15 protein-coding genes are annotated in these 14,910 nt (G+C 43.8%); 9 read left to right on the top strand and 6 right to left on the bottom strand.

Annotation, left to right across the window (positions count from 1 at the left end):
• The first annotated feature begins 26 nt into the window (after positions 1-26).
• From atpD to KO501_RS09295, 4 genes are all read left to right on the top strand, one after another.
• Positions 27-1,409, top strand: coding sequence for a F0F1 ATP synthase subunit beta (gene atpD / locus KO501_RS09310; protein ID WP_216029379.1), 1,383 nt, complete (start codon positions 27-29; stop codon positions 1,407-1,409).
• Positions 1,410-1,474: 65 nt separating this feature from the next.
• Positions 1,475-1,891: a F0F1 ATP synthase subunit epsilon gene (locus KO501_RS09305; protein ID WP_216029378.1), complete on the top strand. Its 417-nt coding sequence runs from the start codon at positions 1,475-1,477 to the stop codon at positions 1,889-1,891.
• A 92-nt stretch (positions 1,892-1,983) separates the two neighbouring features.
• A complete protein-coding gene (locus KO501_RS09300; protein WP_252728275.1) occupies positions 1,984-2,373 on the top strand; it encodes a VOC family protein in 390 nt (129 codons plus the stop codon).
• 161 nt (positions 2,374-2,534) lie between these two features.
• Positions 2,535-3,497, top strand: a complete 963-nt coding sequence (locus KO501_RS09295) for a hypothetical protein (protein ID WP_216029377.1) — start codon at positions 2,535-2,537, stop codon at positions 3,495-3,497.
• Positions 3,498-3,540: 43 nt separating this feature from the next.
• Here KO501_RS09295 and KO501_RS09290 read toward each other — a convergent pair whose 3' ends face one another.
• Positions 3,541-4,113, bottom strand: a complete 573-nt coding sequence (locus KO501_RS09290; protein ID WP_216029376.1) for a tRNA-uridine aminocarboxypropyltransferase — start codon at positions 4,111-4,113, stop codon at positions 3,541-3,543.
• 65 nt (positions 4,114-4,178) lie between these two features.
• Between KO501_RS09290 and KO501_RS09285 the strand changes: the two genes are divergently transcribed.
• From KO501_RS09285 to KO501_RS09275, 3 genes are all read left to right on the top strand, one after another.
• Positions 4,179-4,487: an MGMT family protein gene (locus KO501_RS09285; RefSeq protein WP_354667818.1), complete on the top strand. Its 309-nt coding sequence runs from the start codon at positions 4,179-4,181 to the stop codon at positions 4,485-4,487.
• 114 nt (positions 4,488-4,601) lie between these two features.
• Positions 4,602-5,804, top strand: a complete 1,203-nt coding sequence (locus KO501_RS09280; RefSeq protein WP_216029374.1) for an HD-GYP domain-containing protein — start codon at positions 4,602-4,604, stop codon at positions 5,802-5,804.
• Between the two features lie 198 nt (positions 5,805-6,002).
• Positions 6,003-6,653, top strand: a complete 651-nt coding sequence (locus KO501_RS09275) for an OmpA family protein (protein ID WP_216029373.1) — start codon at positions 6,003-6,005, stop codon at positions 6,651-6,653.
• 4 nt (positions 6,654-6,657) lie between these two features.
• On the opposite strand, the gene KO501_RS09270 is transcribed toward KO501_RS09275, so the two are convergent.
• Together KO501_RS09270 and KO501_RS09265 are read right to left on the bottom strand one after the other, a co-directional pair.
• Entirely contained in the window at positions 6,658-7,131 is a 474-nt protein-coding gene (locus tag KO501_RS09270; RefSeq protein WP_216029372.1) for a nuclear transport factor 2 family protein, read from the bottom strand.
• A 44-nt stretch (positions 7,132-7,175) separates the two neighbouring features.
• Positions 7,176-8,315 (bottom strand): MFS transporter, encoded by a 1,140-nt coding sequence (locus KO501_RS09265; RefSeq protein WP_216029371.1) that lies wholly within the window; start codon positions 8,313-8,315, stop codon positions 7,176-7,178.
• Between the two features lie 100 nt (positions 8,316-8,415).
• Between KO501_RS09265 and KO501_RS09260 the strand changes: the two genes are divergently transcribed.
• The gene (locus tag KO501_RS09260) at positions 8,416-9,342 is read left to right on the top strand and encodes a LysR substrate-binding domain-containing protein (RefSeq protein ID WP_216029370.1); all 927 of its coding nucleotides are present in this window, start codon (positions 8,416-8,418) and stop codon (positions 9,340-9,342) included.
• Between the two features lie 31 nt (positions 9,343-9,373).
• Here KO501_RS09260 and KO501_RS09255 read toward each other — a convergent pair whose 3' ends face one another.
• The 3 genes from KO501_RS09255 to KO501_RS09245 all read right to left on the bottom strand — a co-directional run bounded on the left by KO501_RS09255 (position 9,374) and on the right by KO501_RS09245 (position 12,585).
• Positions 9,374-10,516, bottom strand: a complete 1,143-nt coding sequence (locus KO501_RS09255) for an ADP-ribosylglycohydrolase family protein (RefSeq protein WP_216029369.1) — start codon at positions 10,514-10,516, stop codon at positions 9,374-9,376.
• Positions 10,517-10,597: 81 nt separating this feature from the next.
• Positions 10,598-11,554: a hypothetical protein gene (locus tag KO501_RS09250; protein ID WP_216029368.1), complete on the bottom strand. Its 957-nt coding sequence runs from the start codon at positions 11,552-11,554 to the stop codon at positions 10,598-10,600.
• Between the two features lie 167 nt (positions 11,555-11,721).
• Positions 11,722-12,585 carry a YicC/YloC family endoribonuclease gene (locus KO501_RS09245; RefSeq protein ID WP_216029367.1) on the bottom strand — a complete coding sequence of 288 codons (864 nt, stop codon included), beginning with the start codon at positions 12,583-12,585 and terminating at the stop codon, positions 11,722-11,724.
• Between the two features lie 265 nt (positions 12,586-12,850).
• Here KO501_RS09245 and KO501_RS09240 point away from each other — a divergent pair, with 265 nt between their 5' ends.
• Entirely contained in the window at positions 12,851-14,791 is a 1,941-nt protein-coding gene (locus KO501_RS09240; protein WP_216029366.1) for an alpha/beta fold hydrolase, read from the top strand.
• Positions 14,792-14,910: the final 119 nt, after the last annotated feature.

The following is a 14,910-nucleotide window of genomic DNA, read 5'->3' as shown; positions in this document are numbered from 1 at the left end:
TTTAGAAGAGATAACGAGGACAAATTATGAGTCAAGGTAAGGTCGTCCAAATCATTGGCGCCGTTGTGGACATTGAGTTTCCACAAGATGCGGTACCAAGAGTATATGACGCACTGAAAGTGACCGAAGGTGACTTATCTGGGTTAACCCTAGAAGTGCAACAACAATTAGGTGGCGGCGTTGTTCGTGCCATCGCGCTGGGTACCACAGACGGATTGCGTCGTAATACTGCAGCAGAAAATACAGGCGCGCCTATCATGGTGCCAGTGGGTACATCTACACTGGGTCGTATCATGGACGTGCTGGGTAACCCAATTGATGAAGCGGGTCCTATCGGTGAAGAAGAGCGTATGTCTATTCACCGTCAAGCGCCTAGCTATGAAGACCAATCCAGCTCTGTTGAATTGCTGGAAACGGGTATCAAAGTTATCGATTTGGTTTGCCCATTCGCTAAAGGTGGTAAAGTTGGTCTGTTCGGTGGTGCCGGTGTTGGTAAAACCGTAAACATGATGGAGCTTATCCGTAACATCGCTATCGAACACAGTGGTTTCTCTGTATTCGCCGGTGTTGGTGAGCGTACTCGTGAAGGTAACGACTTCTACCACGAAATGAACGATTCTAACGTACTTGATAAAGTATCGTTGGTTTACGGTCAGATGAATGAGCCTCCTGGAAACCGTTTGCGCGTGGCGTTAACCGGTTTGACCATGGCGGAAAAATTCCGTGATGAAGGCCGTGATGTACTGTTCTTCGTAGATAACATTTATCGTTACACCTTGGCCGGTACTGAGGTATCTGCTCTGTTAGGTCGTATGCCTTCAGCGGTAGGTTACCAGCCTACACTAGCTGAAGAGATGGGTGTTCTACAGGAACGTATCACCTCAACGAAGACGGGTTCAATCACGTCAATTCAAGCGGTATATGTACCCGCCGATGACTTGACTGACCCTTCTCCGGCAACAACCTTTGCTCACTTGGACGCAACAGTTGTATTGTCTCGTGACATTGCATCTTTGGGTATCTACCCTGCTGTTGATCCACTGGATTCCACCTCTCGTCAGTTGGATCCATTGGTTATTGGCCAAGAGCATTATGATGTTGCACGTGGTGTACAAACGGTTCTTCAGCGTTATAAAGAACTGAAAGACATTATCGCAATCCTGGGTATGGACGAGCTGTCTGAAGAAGACAAGCAAGTCGTTTCACGTGCTCGTAAGATTCAGCGTTTCTTGTCTCAACCATTCTTCGTAGCAGAAGTATTTACTGGTTCGCCGGGTAAATATGTTTCTCTGAAAGACACGATTAGTGGCTTTAAAGGCATTTTGGACGGTGAGTATGATCACCTGCCAGAACAGGCTTTCTACATGGTTGGTTCTATCGACGAAGCGTTGGAAAAAGCCAAGAAATAAGAATAGGGTTGGGCAGAGTACGCTCTGCCTGCACCTTGTTCACGTTCCTTACTGAGGAGGTTTAAATGGCAGCTATGACAGTTCATCTGGATGTGGTAAGCGCAGAAAAAGAGATTTTCTCTGGTCTGGTTGAAACATTACAGGTAACAGGAAGTGAAGGTGAGCTGGGTATCCACCCAGGCCACGCACCACTGATCACTGCAATTAAACCTGGTATGGTGCGTTTGGTTAAGCAGCACGGTGAAGAAGAGATGATTTATGTGGCCGGTGGGGTGTTAGAAGTCCAACCTGGTACAGTCACTGTTCTTGCTGACACGGCTGTTCGAGCCGAAGATTTGGACGAACAATCAGCAGTTGAAGCGAAACGTCGTGCTGAAGAGCACATCGCCAATCCAGGCGCTGATTTTAATTATGCAGAAGCAGCACAAGAGTTGGCAGAAGCCATCGCCCAGTTGCGGCTTATTCAAAAATTGCGTAAGTAATCAATCAGCAATGAAAAAAACCGGCTTAAAGCCGGTTTTTTTGTATCTATTATTTGGCAAATTCTGAATAAAAAGTGTACGTTGGTTCTCGCTTGGTTGTTTTGCAACAAGGGCACATTAAATTGAAACCAAAAAGCCTGAGTTATTTAGAATATCCGTCACGTTCATTGCCATTAACAAAAGCCTTCTTTTCCCAGGTGTTTGGATGGTCTTTTACTGATTATGGTGATCAATACACGGCATTTTCACTTGAGAATGTGGATGGGGGTTTTTATTTAAGTGATACGGTAAATGACCCCCACAAAGGCGGTGCTTTAACGGTATTTTACAGTGACAAGTTAAATGAAATACGCGAAGAAATCGAACAGGCTGGAGGCGTAATTAGTCAGGGAATCTTTGCTTTTCCCGGTGGCCATCGTTTTCATTTCAAAGAACCTGGAGGCAGTGAGTTTGCTGTATGGTCAGATTGCCATTTAGAATGAAAGTTGTTGCTTTATAATACAATTATTAAATTGTATCAGGGCTATTGTAATGTGAGTAATTCGCATTAAACTGAACATAAAATAATACTAATAAATGGATTAACGGTATTCTTTAACTATCAAGATAAGAAGGATTTTGCTCGATGCTGGATTAAGGCACTATGACTTTTCGTTATCCAACCACTCATTCTTCCCCTTTTTTTGGCGTTCCTTTACTGTACTTGTCTGTTTGCTTCTTGATTAATTTCTTTACCGGCACGTTAGATTATGAAGCAATCAGTGATGAAAGATCCCAGCGCGCATTTAACACGGCAATTGGCATCCCTCTACTTACCACTTTCTTTTGGATCACCATTAGAGTTCAACAACAGCATGTTGCTAGTATCGTTATGCGCTATCTTTTGGAAAATAACGCTTTAAGTCATTTTTCATTACATAGAGAACGTTTAGCACAAAAACTGATTACACATACCTACATTGCGGCAATAGCGTCAATTTTCGTTACCTTGGTTTACATCATTAGCGAAGACCTGTTGGGCATCTTTACCTTTCGTACTATGGCCTTGTACGTTATGGCTTTTCCCTTTTGGTTTTTCTTCTGGCTGTTTATGTTTCAGTCTTTGTCGTCGACTCATTATCTTATCGGTAACTTTGTGGCTAAACCTGCCACCAGTAGCCAAGATCTCGTGGCCATCAAGCGGGTGGTGGTGATAGCGACAGAAAATACCTTGTTTGCCATAACCGCGATGACAATTACCCCTATTTTTTGGTTTAACAAAGCCGTTCCTGCTATCGATGCCTGTGTATTGACGTTTTTTTCCAGCGTTATGCTCATTTACCTTGCCCTCCCTGCCTTTAAAATAAGCAAAATAATGCGCGCCCAAAAACATGACATTCTTAATGGTCTTATTTCATCGTTGCGATCTATGTATGCGTCGTCGAAGCACACTACGCCTAACAATAGGCAGGCTATTGTCGAAGTGGAGCGGGAAATAGAAGCGGTAGAAGCGGTAACGACAACCTATTGGGGGTCGTTTCAGTTTAGTAAAGTGATGGGCGTGACCTTGATTGTGCCGGCATCATGGTTGTTGATCCGCCAGTTAGGGCTATTGGTTTTGCATTAAACCCAAGTATTGAATTACTACTGGGCCATTCAAGTTATACCGACTAACGTTGATGTTCTGATGGCCCTTGCCAATGAACCTGCATGGCATTTTGCAAATTGTGGAGGGGAGTGACATCACAACTATCAGACACCGACAGCGTATAAGCTACGGCCTCTAGTGTTGATAAACTCTTCGCACGTTGTGTATGGCGTATGCTATACGTACTATCCGGTGGTGTGGCAAAATGATATTGAGGTAGGTGGTGGAGTTGAGCATTTCTACACCACATGCCGTACGCCTGCTTCCAGCTACCATCGAGTAGAATGAATAAATCATGGTTGCTAGCCCGGTTTATTTGTTCCAACGGTTGGCTGGAAGGTGACGGATAGATTACGGCAGGGTGAGCTGCCAACGAGAGGCAGTTGATAAGCTGTGTTCGAAAGTCTTTTTCATCTTCTACAAGTACGGTAAAGTTTTGCAGCGAAAGCTTAAGTAACCGCACTGTATTTTTAGCATGGTGCACTTCTTTAGGATGTTGTATTACCACCACTTTGACGGTGGAATGAACCCTTTTAACTGCGCTACATAAACATGTTTTAGCGGGGAAATGACAGTGTTTGCAGTATTGCCGCATGAACTTTATCACCTTAGTAATACACCTGTATGACATTACCTGATAGCATATCAAAGATTCTTTCCGTGGCCTTGATTATACCTGAAGGGCGAGTGGCTACTTATGGTCAGGTCGCAGATTTAGCCGGCCTACCTGGTCGGGCACGGTTAGTCAGTAAAGCATTAAGATCGTCTAACGAAGAAATTGCCATCCCTTGGCACCGTATTGTTCGTGCTGATGGAAAGATAGCGTTTCCGGCGGGATCTGAACAAGCCCAAGAGCAACGGCAACGGTTAATCAGTGAGGGGGTCGGTGTGGAAGGTTTCCGTATTAGGCTAAAAATTTACCAGTGGCAACCAGAACTTCACGATATATTGCATCGTTTAAAATACTAAGTGGTTTTTTTAGTTAAGAAACTATAATTAACGTACATAAGTTATACCTAATCCATTTCTTAATCACGTATAATTATTTATGGTAAGGAATAGGTATCAGTAGGGACAAAGGTAGTGGCAGAAAGCGATTTAAAAATCATATCGATCCGCGATTTAAAGCCCGGTATGTATGTAAATCAAATTGCCCATCAGTCGGGTAAAATAAAAATAAAGTCGCAAGGAAGAGTGACTAGCCAATCCATCGTAGCCGCATTGCGAAAGCGAGGTGTGCTTAAAGTGGTTATCGATTTATCCAAACAGTTTGATCCAGATACGGGCAAAGACAAGGTAACGTTGCCTGAAAATGAAAGCGGAAAAAACAAAACTAAGAAGCCCAAGGTCAGTTTTAGTATCGAACTAGATCGCGCTGAAACCTTGTACCATCAAGGCAAGAAAATCCAAGGTGAGTTGCTTAAAGCGGTAGAACAAGGCTTACCATTTGATGATCGGATCCCGAAACAGTTTTCACATAGCTTAGTGGAATCTGTGGATAGAAACCCTGATGCCCTGCTCTGTCTTACCCGTATACGGGAAAAGGATGATTATCTTTTAGAGCATTCCTTAAACGTCGCTATTATTTCAGCCAACTTTGCCCGGGCTATCGGCATGGATGAAGATGATGTGCAAGCCTTAGCCATCGCTGGTTTTTTACACGATTTAGGCAAAATTCGCATTCCTGACGAAATACTGCATAAACCTGGCCGTTTAGACGAAAACGAAATGGCTGTGATGAAAAAGCATGTGGAATATGGGGTTGAAGCTTTAGAAGAGGTAGAACTTAACCCAGAGCTTATTAGAACCGTCAGCGAGCACCATGAACGTTTAGACGGTTTAGGCTATCCAGCAGGCACCAAAGGCAAAGATATAAGCAAAGCGGGCCGTATGCTTGCCATTGCAGATATGTATGATGCGTTAACCGCAGATCGATGCTACAAAGCCGGTATGCCAAGCCAACGCGCTTTTTCCATACTCATTAATGAATCACCCCACAAGCTAGATAAAGCATTAGTACAACAATTTATTAAGTGTATGGGGGTTTATCCGGTAGGCAGCTTGGTTAAATTATCCAATGAACGGTTAGCCATGGTGGTTACTCATACCGATTCGCCCTTATCACCCATTGTGAAAGTGTTTTATTCATTAACTGGTAATCATTACCTGCCACCAAAAGATATCAATTTGGCGCAAGACAGTCGTATAAAAATCGAAAAAGCGGTTAAGGCCAGTGATTATAAAATCGATTTTAATCAATTCTTCAAACAAAGCATTTCTACCTGATATGTCGCAATACTGATACATCGAGAAAAACTTACACCCTTGATGCACTATTTATCGTTTATGTTTTTCACTCAATTTACTTCCATTATTGTATTCAGCTTATATTCATCGGGGTTTTAATACCTTATTACCCTAGTTAAAACGGTGGAACAAGAATTGCTGTTTACGTTAGTTAAATTGTAATTATGCTATGAGGCGATGATGAAAAAATTATTTACCGTAGGCGCTTTAGCAGTGGCACTAACCACGGCTGGATGCGCAACTGATCCATCAAATACGCAAAAAGGCGCTGCCATTGGTGCTGTGGTAGGTGCATTGTTAGGTAAAGCCACAGGTGATAACGATAAAAGTCGTTACGCATGGGGCGCCGCTGTGGGGGCTATAGCTGGTGGAGCCATTGGCAACTATATGGATAGGCAGGAAGAAGACCTGCGAGAGCAATTAGCCGATACGGGTGTTCAGGTTGTCAGAGAAGGAGATAACCTACGATTGATCATGCCCGGAGATATCACCTTTGCTACAAACAGCGCGGCTATTAGTCCGAACTTTAATCCCGTATTACAAGATGTGGCTACGGTAGTGAACCAGTACGAAAAAACCGTACTGCTTATTGAAGGACATACTGACGATACTGGATCGGCAGCCTATAACCAAACGCTGTCTGAACAGCGGGCGCAGTCGGTAGAAAACCTGATGATTTCTTTTGGCGTTAATTCAACGCGGATCACTACCGTCGGGCTTGGCGAATATCAACCTAAAGTTCCCAACACGTCAGCGGGTAATCGACAAATAAACCGACGTGTTGAGCTAAAAATTCAACCGCTAACCCAGTCTAATACTGGGTATTAAGCCATTATTGGCTTGGTTGCTGTTGAAAGGCTTTTATTTCGTCAGTTAGCTTTTTAGCGATGGGGTTAGGTATAGGAAAAGTAAGATGGTATTGAACAATTTTCCATTTACCATTTTGCTTTTCCAACACCCCTGTACCGCGGGATTGTCCATAACTTTCGCTGTCTAATAGTTCATCGAACCAAGCGATATCGCCGGTGGATGAATAATAAACATGGCGTTTTTTAGGATGATAAACCCACCCTTTTCCGGCAGCAAAAATGGGTTTGGCGTAGTTTTTAAATGCCTCTACCGTCCAAACTTCCGATGCATCTGTGCCAATGAACACGCCATTGGACGCGAAGGTATCAAAATACTGTTCATAATTTGCATCAGCAGCAGCCTGATGGAGCTGATCTAATACGGTTTCAGGTGATGCATTGGCAGGAGTTAGGTGAAATATGCACCAACACAGCCCTGTTAAAATTGCTAACCTCATTTTTATTCTCCCTGCAGATTTTGTGTGTAACTCGCCTTGTTATTTTATTGGGCGTTGGTGGTTGTTGCTAATACACGTTGGTTGACAACCAAAATGAGTATACAGAGTACTGAAATAAACGCACAAACATAGAAGATAGTACTTTTAGGTAGATGAATCACTTCTAACGCAGAAGTGGCAAACTGACCAGAAAAAGCGGCTATGGCAAACCGAGATAAATTATGGCCTCTGTTTGCTTCTGAGCTAATTTCCACTGTTTTGTGGTTAAGCAAAGGTAGTGAGAAACCGAATCCAATACCCGCAAATACAGCCCCTGCAATCAGTGACATTGTGAGGGTGCTGCTCGCAAACAGCAGGTGGCCAATACCGTAACTAATAAATGCTAATTTAATGGCCGTGCCTTCAGAGGTTTTCGCTACAAGGCGGGGCATAAACATGGCGGCAAATACCGCAATTAATGAAATAAACGCCAGTAAATTTCCAATCTGCGAGCTGCTAAAACCGAGGGTTGTCAAATGACCAGGTAAGCTAATGATGATACTAAAAAACAGGATCATCGCGAAAAACGTACACATCATAATGGGCCCCATGGTGTTTTTAGGTATCTGGGGTTTTGTCTTTGATTGGGGTTGTTTTATGTTGTTGGAGGGAATAAACAGCAAACACATAATCGCGCAGATAAGCCCTAAAAAATAAAGCATAAATGGACCATGCCAGGCAAGTTCACTTAACAGGCCACTGATAAAAAGAAAAATAACACCGCCTAACTCAATTGCCATTCCTTGTTTTGCAATCATGTTTAGGCGGGCTTTGCCTGTGTACCAACAAGAAATTTCTGCCGTGCCTGCCGCCATAATACCAGCCGCAAACCCACCCAATAAAATGCGATCTAACGCGATGGGAAATGGACCATATAGCAATGCGCCACCTGCACCCATAATAAAATACCCAAATAAACATATGAGCAAAGTTTTGCGAGGACCTAAACCATCAATACATTTTCCGAATATAGGCGCGAAAAGAATAGCACCTAGTGCAGGCAACGTGATTAGTAACGGTGCGTAGGCGGTGACGCCTAAAGCCTCAGCAATATTACTAAGACCTGGTGCGACAGCTGTTCCCACCATAATGGTAAGGGTTGCAGCCAAAAATAAGGTGATTTCTCCGGTTTTAGATAGTGTCATTAGATGCTTATTGAAAATGAATGTGTGCATATACTACGGGTGTGCAATTCATACTTTAAATGATATAAATAGCTTCAATTAATCTTTAAATGGCATAGATGTGAATTTTAAGCATTTAAAAACATTTATCACGGTAGCGCGCTGCGGGAATTTTTCTGTTGCGGCAGCAAAATTACACACGGTTCAAAGTGCCGTTAGCCGACACATCACCACCTTAGAAAGGGAGTTGGACGTTTGCTTATTTGAGCGTAACACCCGTAATGTGAAATTAACGGCGGCAGGTGAGGCCTTTTTTAACCATGCAAAAGCCATTATCTCTCATTGTGAGACGGCTAAGACTGACACCCAGTTAATAGCAGCAGGAAAAAAAGGCGTGTTACGTATTGGTTATGTCAGTTCAGCCTGTGCCCATTTTCTGCCGCAACTGTTAAGGCATTTTCGGCAAGATGAACCAAATATCGATATTAAAATTTACGAGCTAACTGCCGCCGAGCAACTAAATGCCTTTAGCGACAATATGTTGGATATTGGTTTTTCTCGACCAGTAGTCGGCGGCTATGATGGGCGGGTGGAAAGAAAGCACCTGTGTGACGATCCTATTTACGCTGTGGTCGCACAAGAACACCCCCTTGCGCAGCATGCCCATTTAGCCCTTGATGATATCGCTTCTTTCCCGTTAGCCCTATTTGCCAGAGCACATGCGCCTAGCCTTTTTGATACCTTAACTAATGCTTTTTATAAACAAAATATCGAACCTGATTTACACGATGAGCCCATATCTATGCAGGCGTTATTAACTCATGTCGCAAGTGGGAATAGCGTAGCCTTGGTGCCTGGTTGTGTACGCAATTTACAAACCACCCATTGCACATTTATACCGTTGGCCACGCCACTTTATGTGTCATTAGAAATGCACTGGCTTAAACAGCCGAGTTCGACGGCAGATACTTGGTTACAGTGGTGTGATAACCAAACAGAACAACTTAGTACACTAATGAATGCCGCTGGGTTTTCTGCGCATCGCTAATCTTTTATGCCAAGTGACGGCGTTCATGGCCTTAATGGCCAGGATATTTTTTCTCAATATACCTGCTGAATTCTTCCTTCGACGATTGGAGATCACTATTCCATGTGGGAAAGTCGAACAAATCGTTGGCCATGTCGGAGATGGTGTCACCAAGTTCAACTTGCTCTATTAGTGATTTATCAATGCCTTCTACGCCATGAATTGCGCCCCATAAATTTCCTGATATGGCACCGGTAGAGTCAGAATCACCATCGTGGGTGACCGAGATGTTCATCAACTGGTTAAAATCCTTGGCAACCAATGTGCAGTAAAGAGAAATGGCCAGCGCTTCTTCCGCCACCCAGCCTTCCCCGAGCTCAGCAATGGCGAGTGCATGTTCACTCTTTGTTGTCGATAGGGCCAAGGCCATTTGTATAGCGCTAATGGTTTCATCGGCATCGGGTTTTTGTTGCAACAAAGACAAGGCACAATGAATGGCCTCTTTGAGTGTGTCGCCCTGTAAAATTTGATAAATAATGGCGGCAAAAGCCCCGGCGGACAAATAGCCTGTGGGATGGCCGTGGGTAAGCTGAGCAGCATCACTAGCAAGGTTGAAGCACTCTTCAAGACTAAATTGCTCTTGCCCTCGCCAGCAAAAAAGGCCAATGGGGGCAACCCGCATCACGCCGCCACAGCCTTTACTGTCGTTTAAGGCAAATTCTTCAAATTGCCCAGCCATGCTAAGAGCATTTAAACAGGTATTGCCTGGCGCACGTTGTTCGTGCAGATCGTGGATTTGCCAAAGTAGGCCATCGTTACTTACGGTTAAATATTCCGGTGATGGATGGGACTGGGTTTGCAACCAGCGCTGATAGGCGTGTCCAATGCAGCCTAACCAAGTGGTACTGCCTTTTTGTGAGTTGCAAACATGGGCCCGTAGTAAGCCTTCGGCGGTAAAAAGGGTCATTTGTGTATCGTCGGTGATAGCACCGGTTTTGCCATAGGCCGGTAAAAACTCGGTAACGCCTTTGTGACCGTGTTTCGAAAGGATATTTTCTCGTGACATAAACTCCACGGGTGCACCAAAGGCATCACCAATAGCCCCGCCGATTAAGCAGCCTATGAAGTTGTCTTGTATTGTTGAACGTGGTGTTTTTTTATATTGAGAAGACAGAAGTTGATTAGGTTTTTGCATATATTCACGAACCGAAAATAATTGAATACCACAAGAGGGCGTTTTTGATAAAAGCCCAATGTATAAAATTAAGGGTAAAGATTACCGCTTGGGAAAAACTTCTTCACCACACTCATCGATCACACCTTGTGGCCACTGCGGTAGGTGGCAGTAGCGACAAAAGATATAGTGCCCCACGACTTGTACGCTAAATGGGATCAGAAATATGGTGCGTACTATTGAATAGATAAGGTGGAACTTCTTACCGTCTGATGCCTTAGACTTGGGCTGAAACCGATGTGCTGTTTCAGAAAGGCTTGGCGTCAAATCAAGTAACTCAGTGACAGGTTCTACCGAGTCGGCACCCTCTTCCATAAAGCGGCGTACATATTCGAACCTAGCAGAAAGATCGTTAATCATCCATTGCCGTGAACTATTACTATTCGTGGCCATATAGTGATAGTCATCAAAGGAGAAGCTGTCTTTAACACTACCATCTTCGTTAAACAGGTAGCCTTTTAACTCGTAATAAAAGCCCTCGACACCGCCAGCCGAATAGGCGAGACAGAATGTACACTCATCCCAGCGGCAGGTTTTGGGTTGGAAGTCGACGTCGCTAACAAAGTGGACGTTCTTAGAGATAGAATTAAAAACAGTATACTGCAAGCCTTGTAACTTAAGTTCGTTCTTGGCTGCAAATAACAGGGGGTAAACTAACAAAAAGCCAATACATGCCGTAAAACACAGGGCAACAACGCCCCCAATATTAATTGGAGCATCAGACAACCAAGGCATTACCAGTGTTAGGTACAAAAAAAAGCCGGAAAGTACAGTGCCACCCAGTGTGCCCCAAGAAATATATATCCCCCTCTCTCGGAACCAAGATTCTGCTAAAACCAGGCAACCCTTGTCTTTAGCACACACAAAGCCGGGTACTTTTATTTCATCCACATGTTTGTTGATATCAAGCGTATGCTTTTTGGAAAACGATGAAAAACGAAGTCGGTTTCTACTTAAAACACCCACGGCTTCAAGTATCTTTTGCTGGGTTTTAGTCATGAGCAGTTTTTCAGTACCTCTTGAAGTTTTTTGTTGGTAATAGAATGGAAAAGAAAGAACGATATAGGTGAGGTTGATGGTATGGGAGCGAAAGAGGATAAGAGTATTAGATTGCTACCGGCTCTATTTAATAGGGCCGGTCGCTTTTAAATGATGACGGTGAAATTTTACTCAATATTCTGGATCTGCTCTCTCATCTGCTCTATCAATACCTTCAGTTCAACCGCCGATTGGGTAATTTCACTGTTAATAGATTTTGAGCCTAAGGTATTCGACTCGCGGTTAAATTCCTGCATCATAAAGTCTAGTCGACGGCCACAAGCGCCGCCTTTTTTCAGGATATTTCGGGTTTCTTTTACATGGGCTTTAAGGCGATCTAGTTCTTCGGCCACATCAATTTTTTGAGCCAGCATTACCATTTCTTGCTCAAACCGGCCTGCATCGAGTTCAACCTTGGCTTCTTCAAAGCGTGTTTGTATTTTTTCCCGTTGCCACTCCATAATGGTTGGCATTTTTTCAATTACAAAAGCGACTTCTTTTTCGATGCCATCAAGGCGTTGCTCAATCATCGATTTTAATGCATCACCCTCGGTGGCTCTTGCCTCAATAAATTGGCGTAAGGTGTCGTCAAAAGCACCTAGTATATCCCCTTGAATGGTATCCATATCGGCTTCTTCAGCGGCAATAACGCCTGGCCAGCGAAGCACATCTAACGGGTTTACACCGGTTGATTGGCCATGAGATTGCACCCAGTCGGCAGCATGCATCACTTCTTTTGCTAATGCTTCATTTAAATTTAGCTTGGTTACCGCAGCGTCGTTAGCGCTAAAGCGTAGCGCGCACTCTACCTTTCCCCGTTGCAGTTTTTTTCGGAAGCGTTCTCGTAGCACAGGTTCTAAAGAGCGAAACTGCTCGGGTAAACGAAAGTAGGTTTCTAAAAAACGCTGGTTAACCGAGCGCACTTCCCATACTGCCGTGCCCCATTCTTTTTTTACTTCGCTACGAGCGAATGCTGTCATGCTAAAAATCATAATCAAAGCCAATTTTTTTGTCGCAAATATGGTTTCTAGTTTACGCAGTTCCTTGCCTAATGTCAGTGCTTATTCATGTAAGTTAGGCTGAATGCGTTGCTACAACAAAGGGGCACCGTCTTTTAGAACCACAATATCGTAAAAAATGAGTAAAGTTTGAAAAAGTGATTCTGACCAATTAATATGGCGAAAAAAATAATGAACGCTTGTTTTACTTAATTAATTGTTTGTATAGATTTTCTACAAAATATTCAGGATGAATCTTATGTTATTAAGGCAATGGATGGCACTTAGTGTCTTTTTATTCTTTTCATGTTTCTCTTTTGCTTCGTTTACTTCCCAAGATATTGCAAAAAGTTCTACCTACCAAGGTTTAAAGCTGTCACCCGATGGCACAAAGTTGGCGATGGGTGTATTCGTTGACGGTAGCCGGGGCTTACTTGTATTAAGCATGGACGATTTCTCTACGTTAGGCGGCTTGAATTTAGGCGCCCATGGTGAAGTGGGGAATTTTTATTGGGGTAATAACGAGCGCATCGTCTTTGAAATATGGCGAGGGGCCCCTTGGCAGGCTGAATCGTCCTTTTACGGCGAATTATATGCAGTGAACTACGATGGATCCTTGGGTGAGGTTATCTATGGCGTTAGCATTGCAGAGAAAAAGGGCACAAAAATTCAGCGCAAAAAACAAACTAAGGGCTGGGCCCATATTATTAGTTTGTTACCTGATAATGATCGAGAAATACTGATTTCTTCTGAACCCCAATCTAAAGGGGGCGACCGGTTTGCCTCTGTACACAAACTGGATATCTACAGCGGTACCCTACGCAGACAAATTACCCGCGCGCCGGCGCAACAAGCCTCTTTCTTTACTGATAAAGCCGGTGACCTAGTGATGGCTACGGGCACTAACAATAACGGCGATACCCTTATTTATCGTCGTCAGGCCGACGACTGGGTAGAAGTGTCAGAGAAGTTTGGCGAGAACTTCCATCCCATAGCGATGAACGAAGATGCCACTCAGGCCATTTATTTTGATGACTATAACCAAGATAAAATTGGGTTATTTAAAATGAATATCGCCACCGGAGAACGCAAAGAAATTTATACCGATGAAGTGGTCTCTCTGACTCAGGTGAATGTGACCACCGACAAGTCTTCTGCGTATGCCATTCGTGTTGATAACGGACGTCCTGCCTATCTTGTTTTCGATAGCGCCGGCGAAGAAGCGAAAATATTTAAAAGTTTACTCAGTACCCTACCTGGTTATAGCGTGTCATTGGTAAGCCGTTCTGAAGACGGCGGTTTGTGGGTTATCTACGCCAGTAATGACATTGATGCTGGTACCTATTACCTTTTTGATAAGAAGAAAAATAAAATCAGTCAATTGTTTGCCAATATGGATCACATTGACATCAACGCCTTTTCTGAATCTGTTCCTATTTCTTTTGCAGCGTCAGAAGGCATGACAATTCACGGGTTTATTACTTATCCGGTAGGTCAAAAAGCGGATGAAAAAGTACCGCTGGTTACCTTGGTTCACGGCGGCCCCCACGGTGTACGGGATTATTGGTCTTTTGATCGGGAAGTGCAGTTACTGGCTAACCAAGGTTATGCCGTGCTACAAGTGAATTATCGTGGCTCAGGCGGTTATGGCAACAGCTATCAGAAGGCAGGTTATAAGCATTGGGGCGATACCATTCAACAAGACATTATTGATGGCACCCGCTATATCCTCAAGCAAGGTAAAACCGACCCTAGCAAGGTATGTATCATGGGCTCCAGTTTTGGTGGCTATTCAGCGGTGATGTCGGCAGAGCTAGCACCGGATTTATTCAAGTGTGCCGTGGCAACCGCTGGTGTTTATGATTTAAACCTGATGTACAGCGAAGGGGATATCCCAGAGTTGTTGTGGGGGAAAAAATATTTAAATAAAGCCATCGGTAATGATGAGGCTCAGTTAGCCGCCTTTTCGCCTGTAAATCACGTGAGTAAGCTGGCAGGCCCGGTATTGATTTCTCATGGCGAGAAAGATCGTCGGGTTCCTTTTGAGCATGCCGAGCGTTTAAAAGCGGCTATGGATAAGGCCCAAAAACCCTATGAATGGTTTGTTGAAAGCACAGAAACCCACGGTTTTTATGACGAAAACAACCGCGCTCGTTATTATCAAAAAGTAGTGGATTTCCTCGCTAAATCTCTTAAATAATCGACCTGCGTCGCCATTGGCGGCGCACCCCGTCTAATTCTCTGTAACCGAACATTCATTTCTTCCCCCGGTTTACGGTATACTTGCGCGAATTGCACCGATGCACCATTTACCCTTTT

Origin of the sequence: Alteromonas sp. C1M14 (genome assembly GCF_018860965.1) — a bacterium.
Lineage (GTDB): Bacteria > Pseudomonadota > Gammaproteobacteria > Enterobacterales > Alteromonadaceae > Alteromonas.
This window is presented reverse-complemented; position numbering and strand designations above follow the sequence as displayed.

Bases quoted from the DNA above. Each gene is read 5' to 3' on its own strand.
- atpD (WP_216029379.1), top strand. From the start codon at position 27: ATGAGTCAAGGTAAGGTCGTCCAAATCATTGGCGCCGTTGTGGACATT.
- KO501_RS09305 (WP_216029378.1), top strand. From the start codon at position 1,475: ATGGCAGCTATGACAGTTCATCTGGATGTGGTAAGCGCAGAAAAAGAG.
- KO501_RS09295 (WP_216029377.1), top strand. From the start codon at position 2,535: ATGACTTTTCGTTATCCAACCACTCATTCTTCCCCTTTTTTTGGCGTT.
- KO501_RS09290 (WP_216029376.1), bottom strand. From the start codon at position 4,113: ATGCGGCAATACTGCAAACACTGTCATTTCCCCGCTAAAACATGTTTA.
- KO501_RS09275 (WP_216029373.1), top strand. From the start codon at position 6,003: ATGATGAAAAAATTATTTACCGTAGGCGCTTTAGCAGTGGCACTAACC.
- KO501_RS09270 (WP_216029372.1), bottom strand. From the start codon at position 7,131: ATGAGGTTAGCAATTTTAACAGGGCTGTGTTGGTGCATATTTCACCTA.
- KO501_RS09265 (WP_216029371.1), bottom strand. From the start codon at position 8,315: ATGACACTATCTAAAACCGGAGAAATCACCTTATTTTTGGCTGCAACC.
- KO501_RS09255 (WP_216029369.1), bottom strand. From the start codon at position 10,516: ATGCAAAAACCTAATCAACTTCTGTCTTCTCAATATAAAAAAACACCA.
- KO501_RS09250 (WP_216029368.1), bottom strand. From the start codon at position 11,554: ATGACTAAAACCCAGCAAAAGATACTTGAAGCCGTGGGTGTTTTAAGT.
- KO501_RS09245 (WP_216029367.1), bottom strand. From the start codon at position 12,585: ATGATTTTTAGCATGACAGCATTCGCTCGTAGCGAAGTAAAAAAAGAA.
- KO501_RS09240 (WP_216029366.1), top strand. From the start codon at position 12,851: ATGTTATTAAGGCAATGGATGGCACTTAGTGTCTTTTTATTCTTTTCA.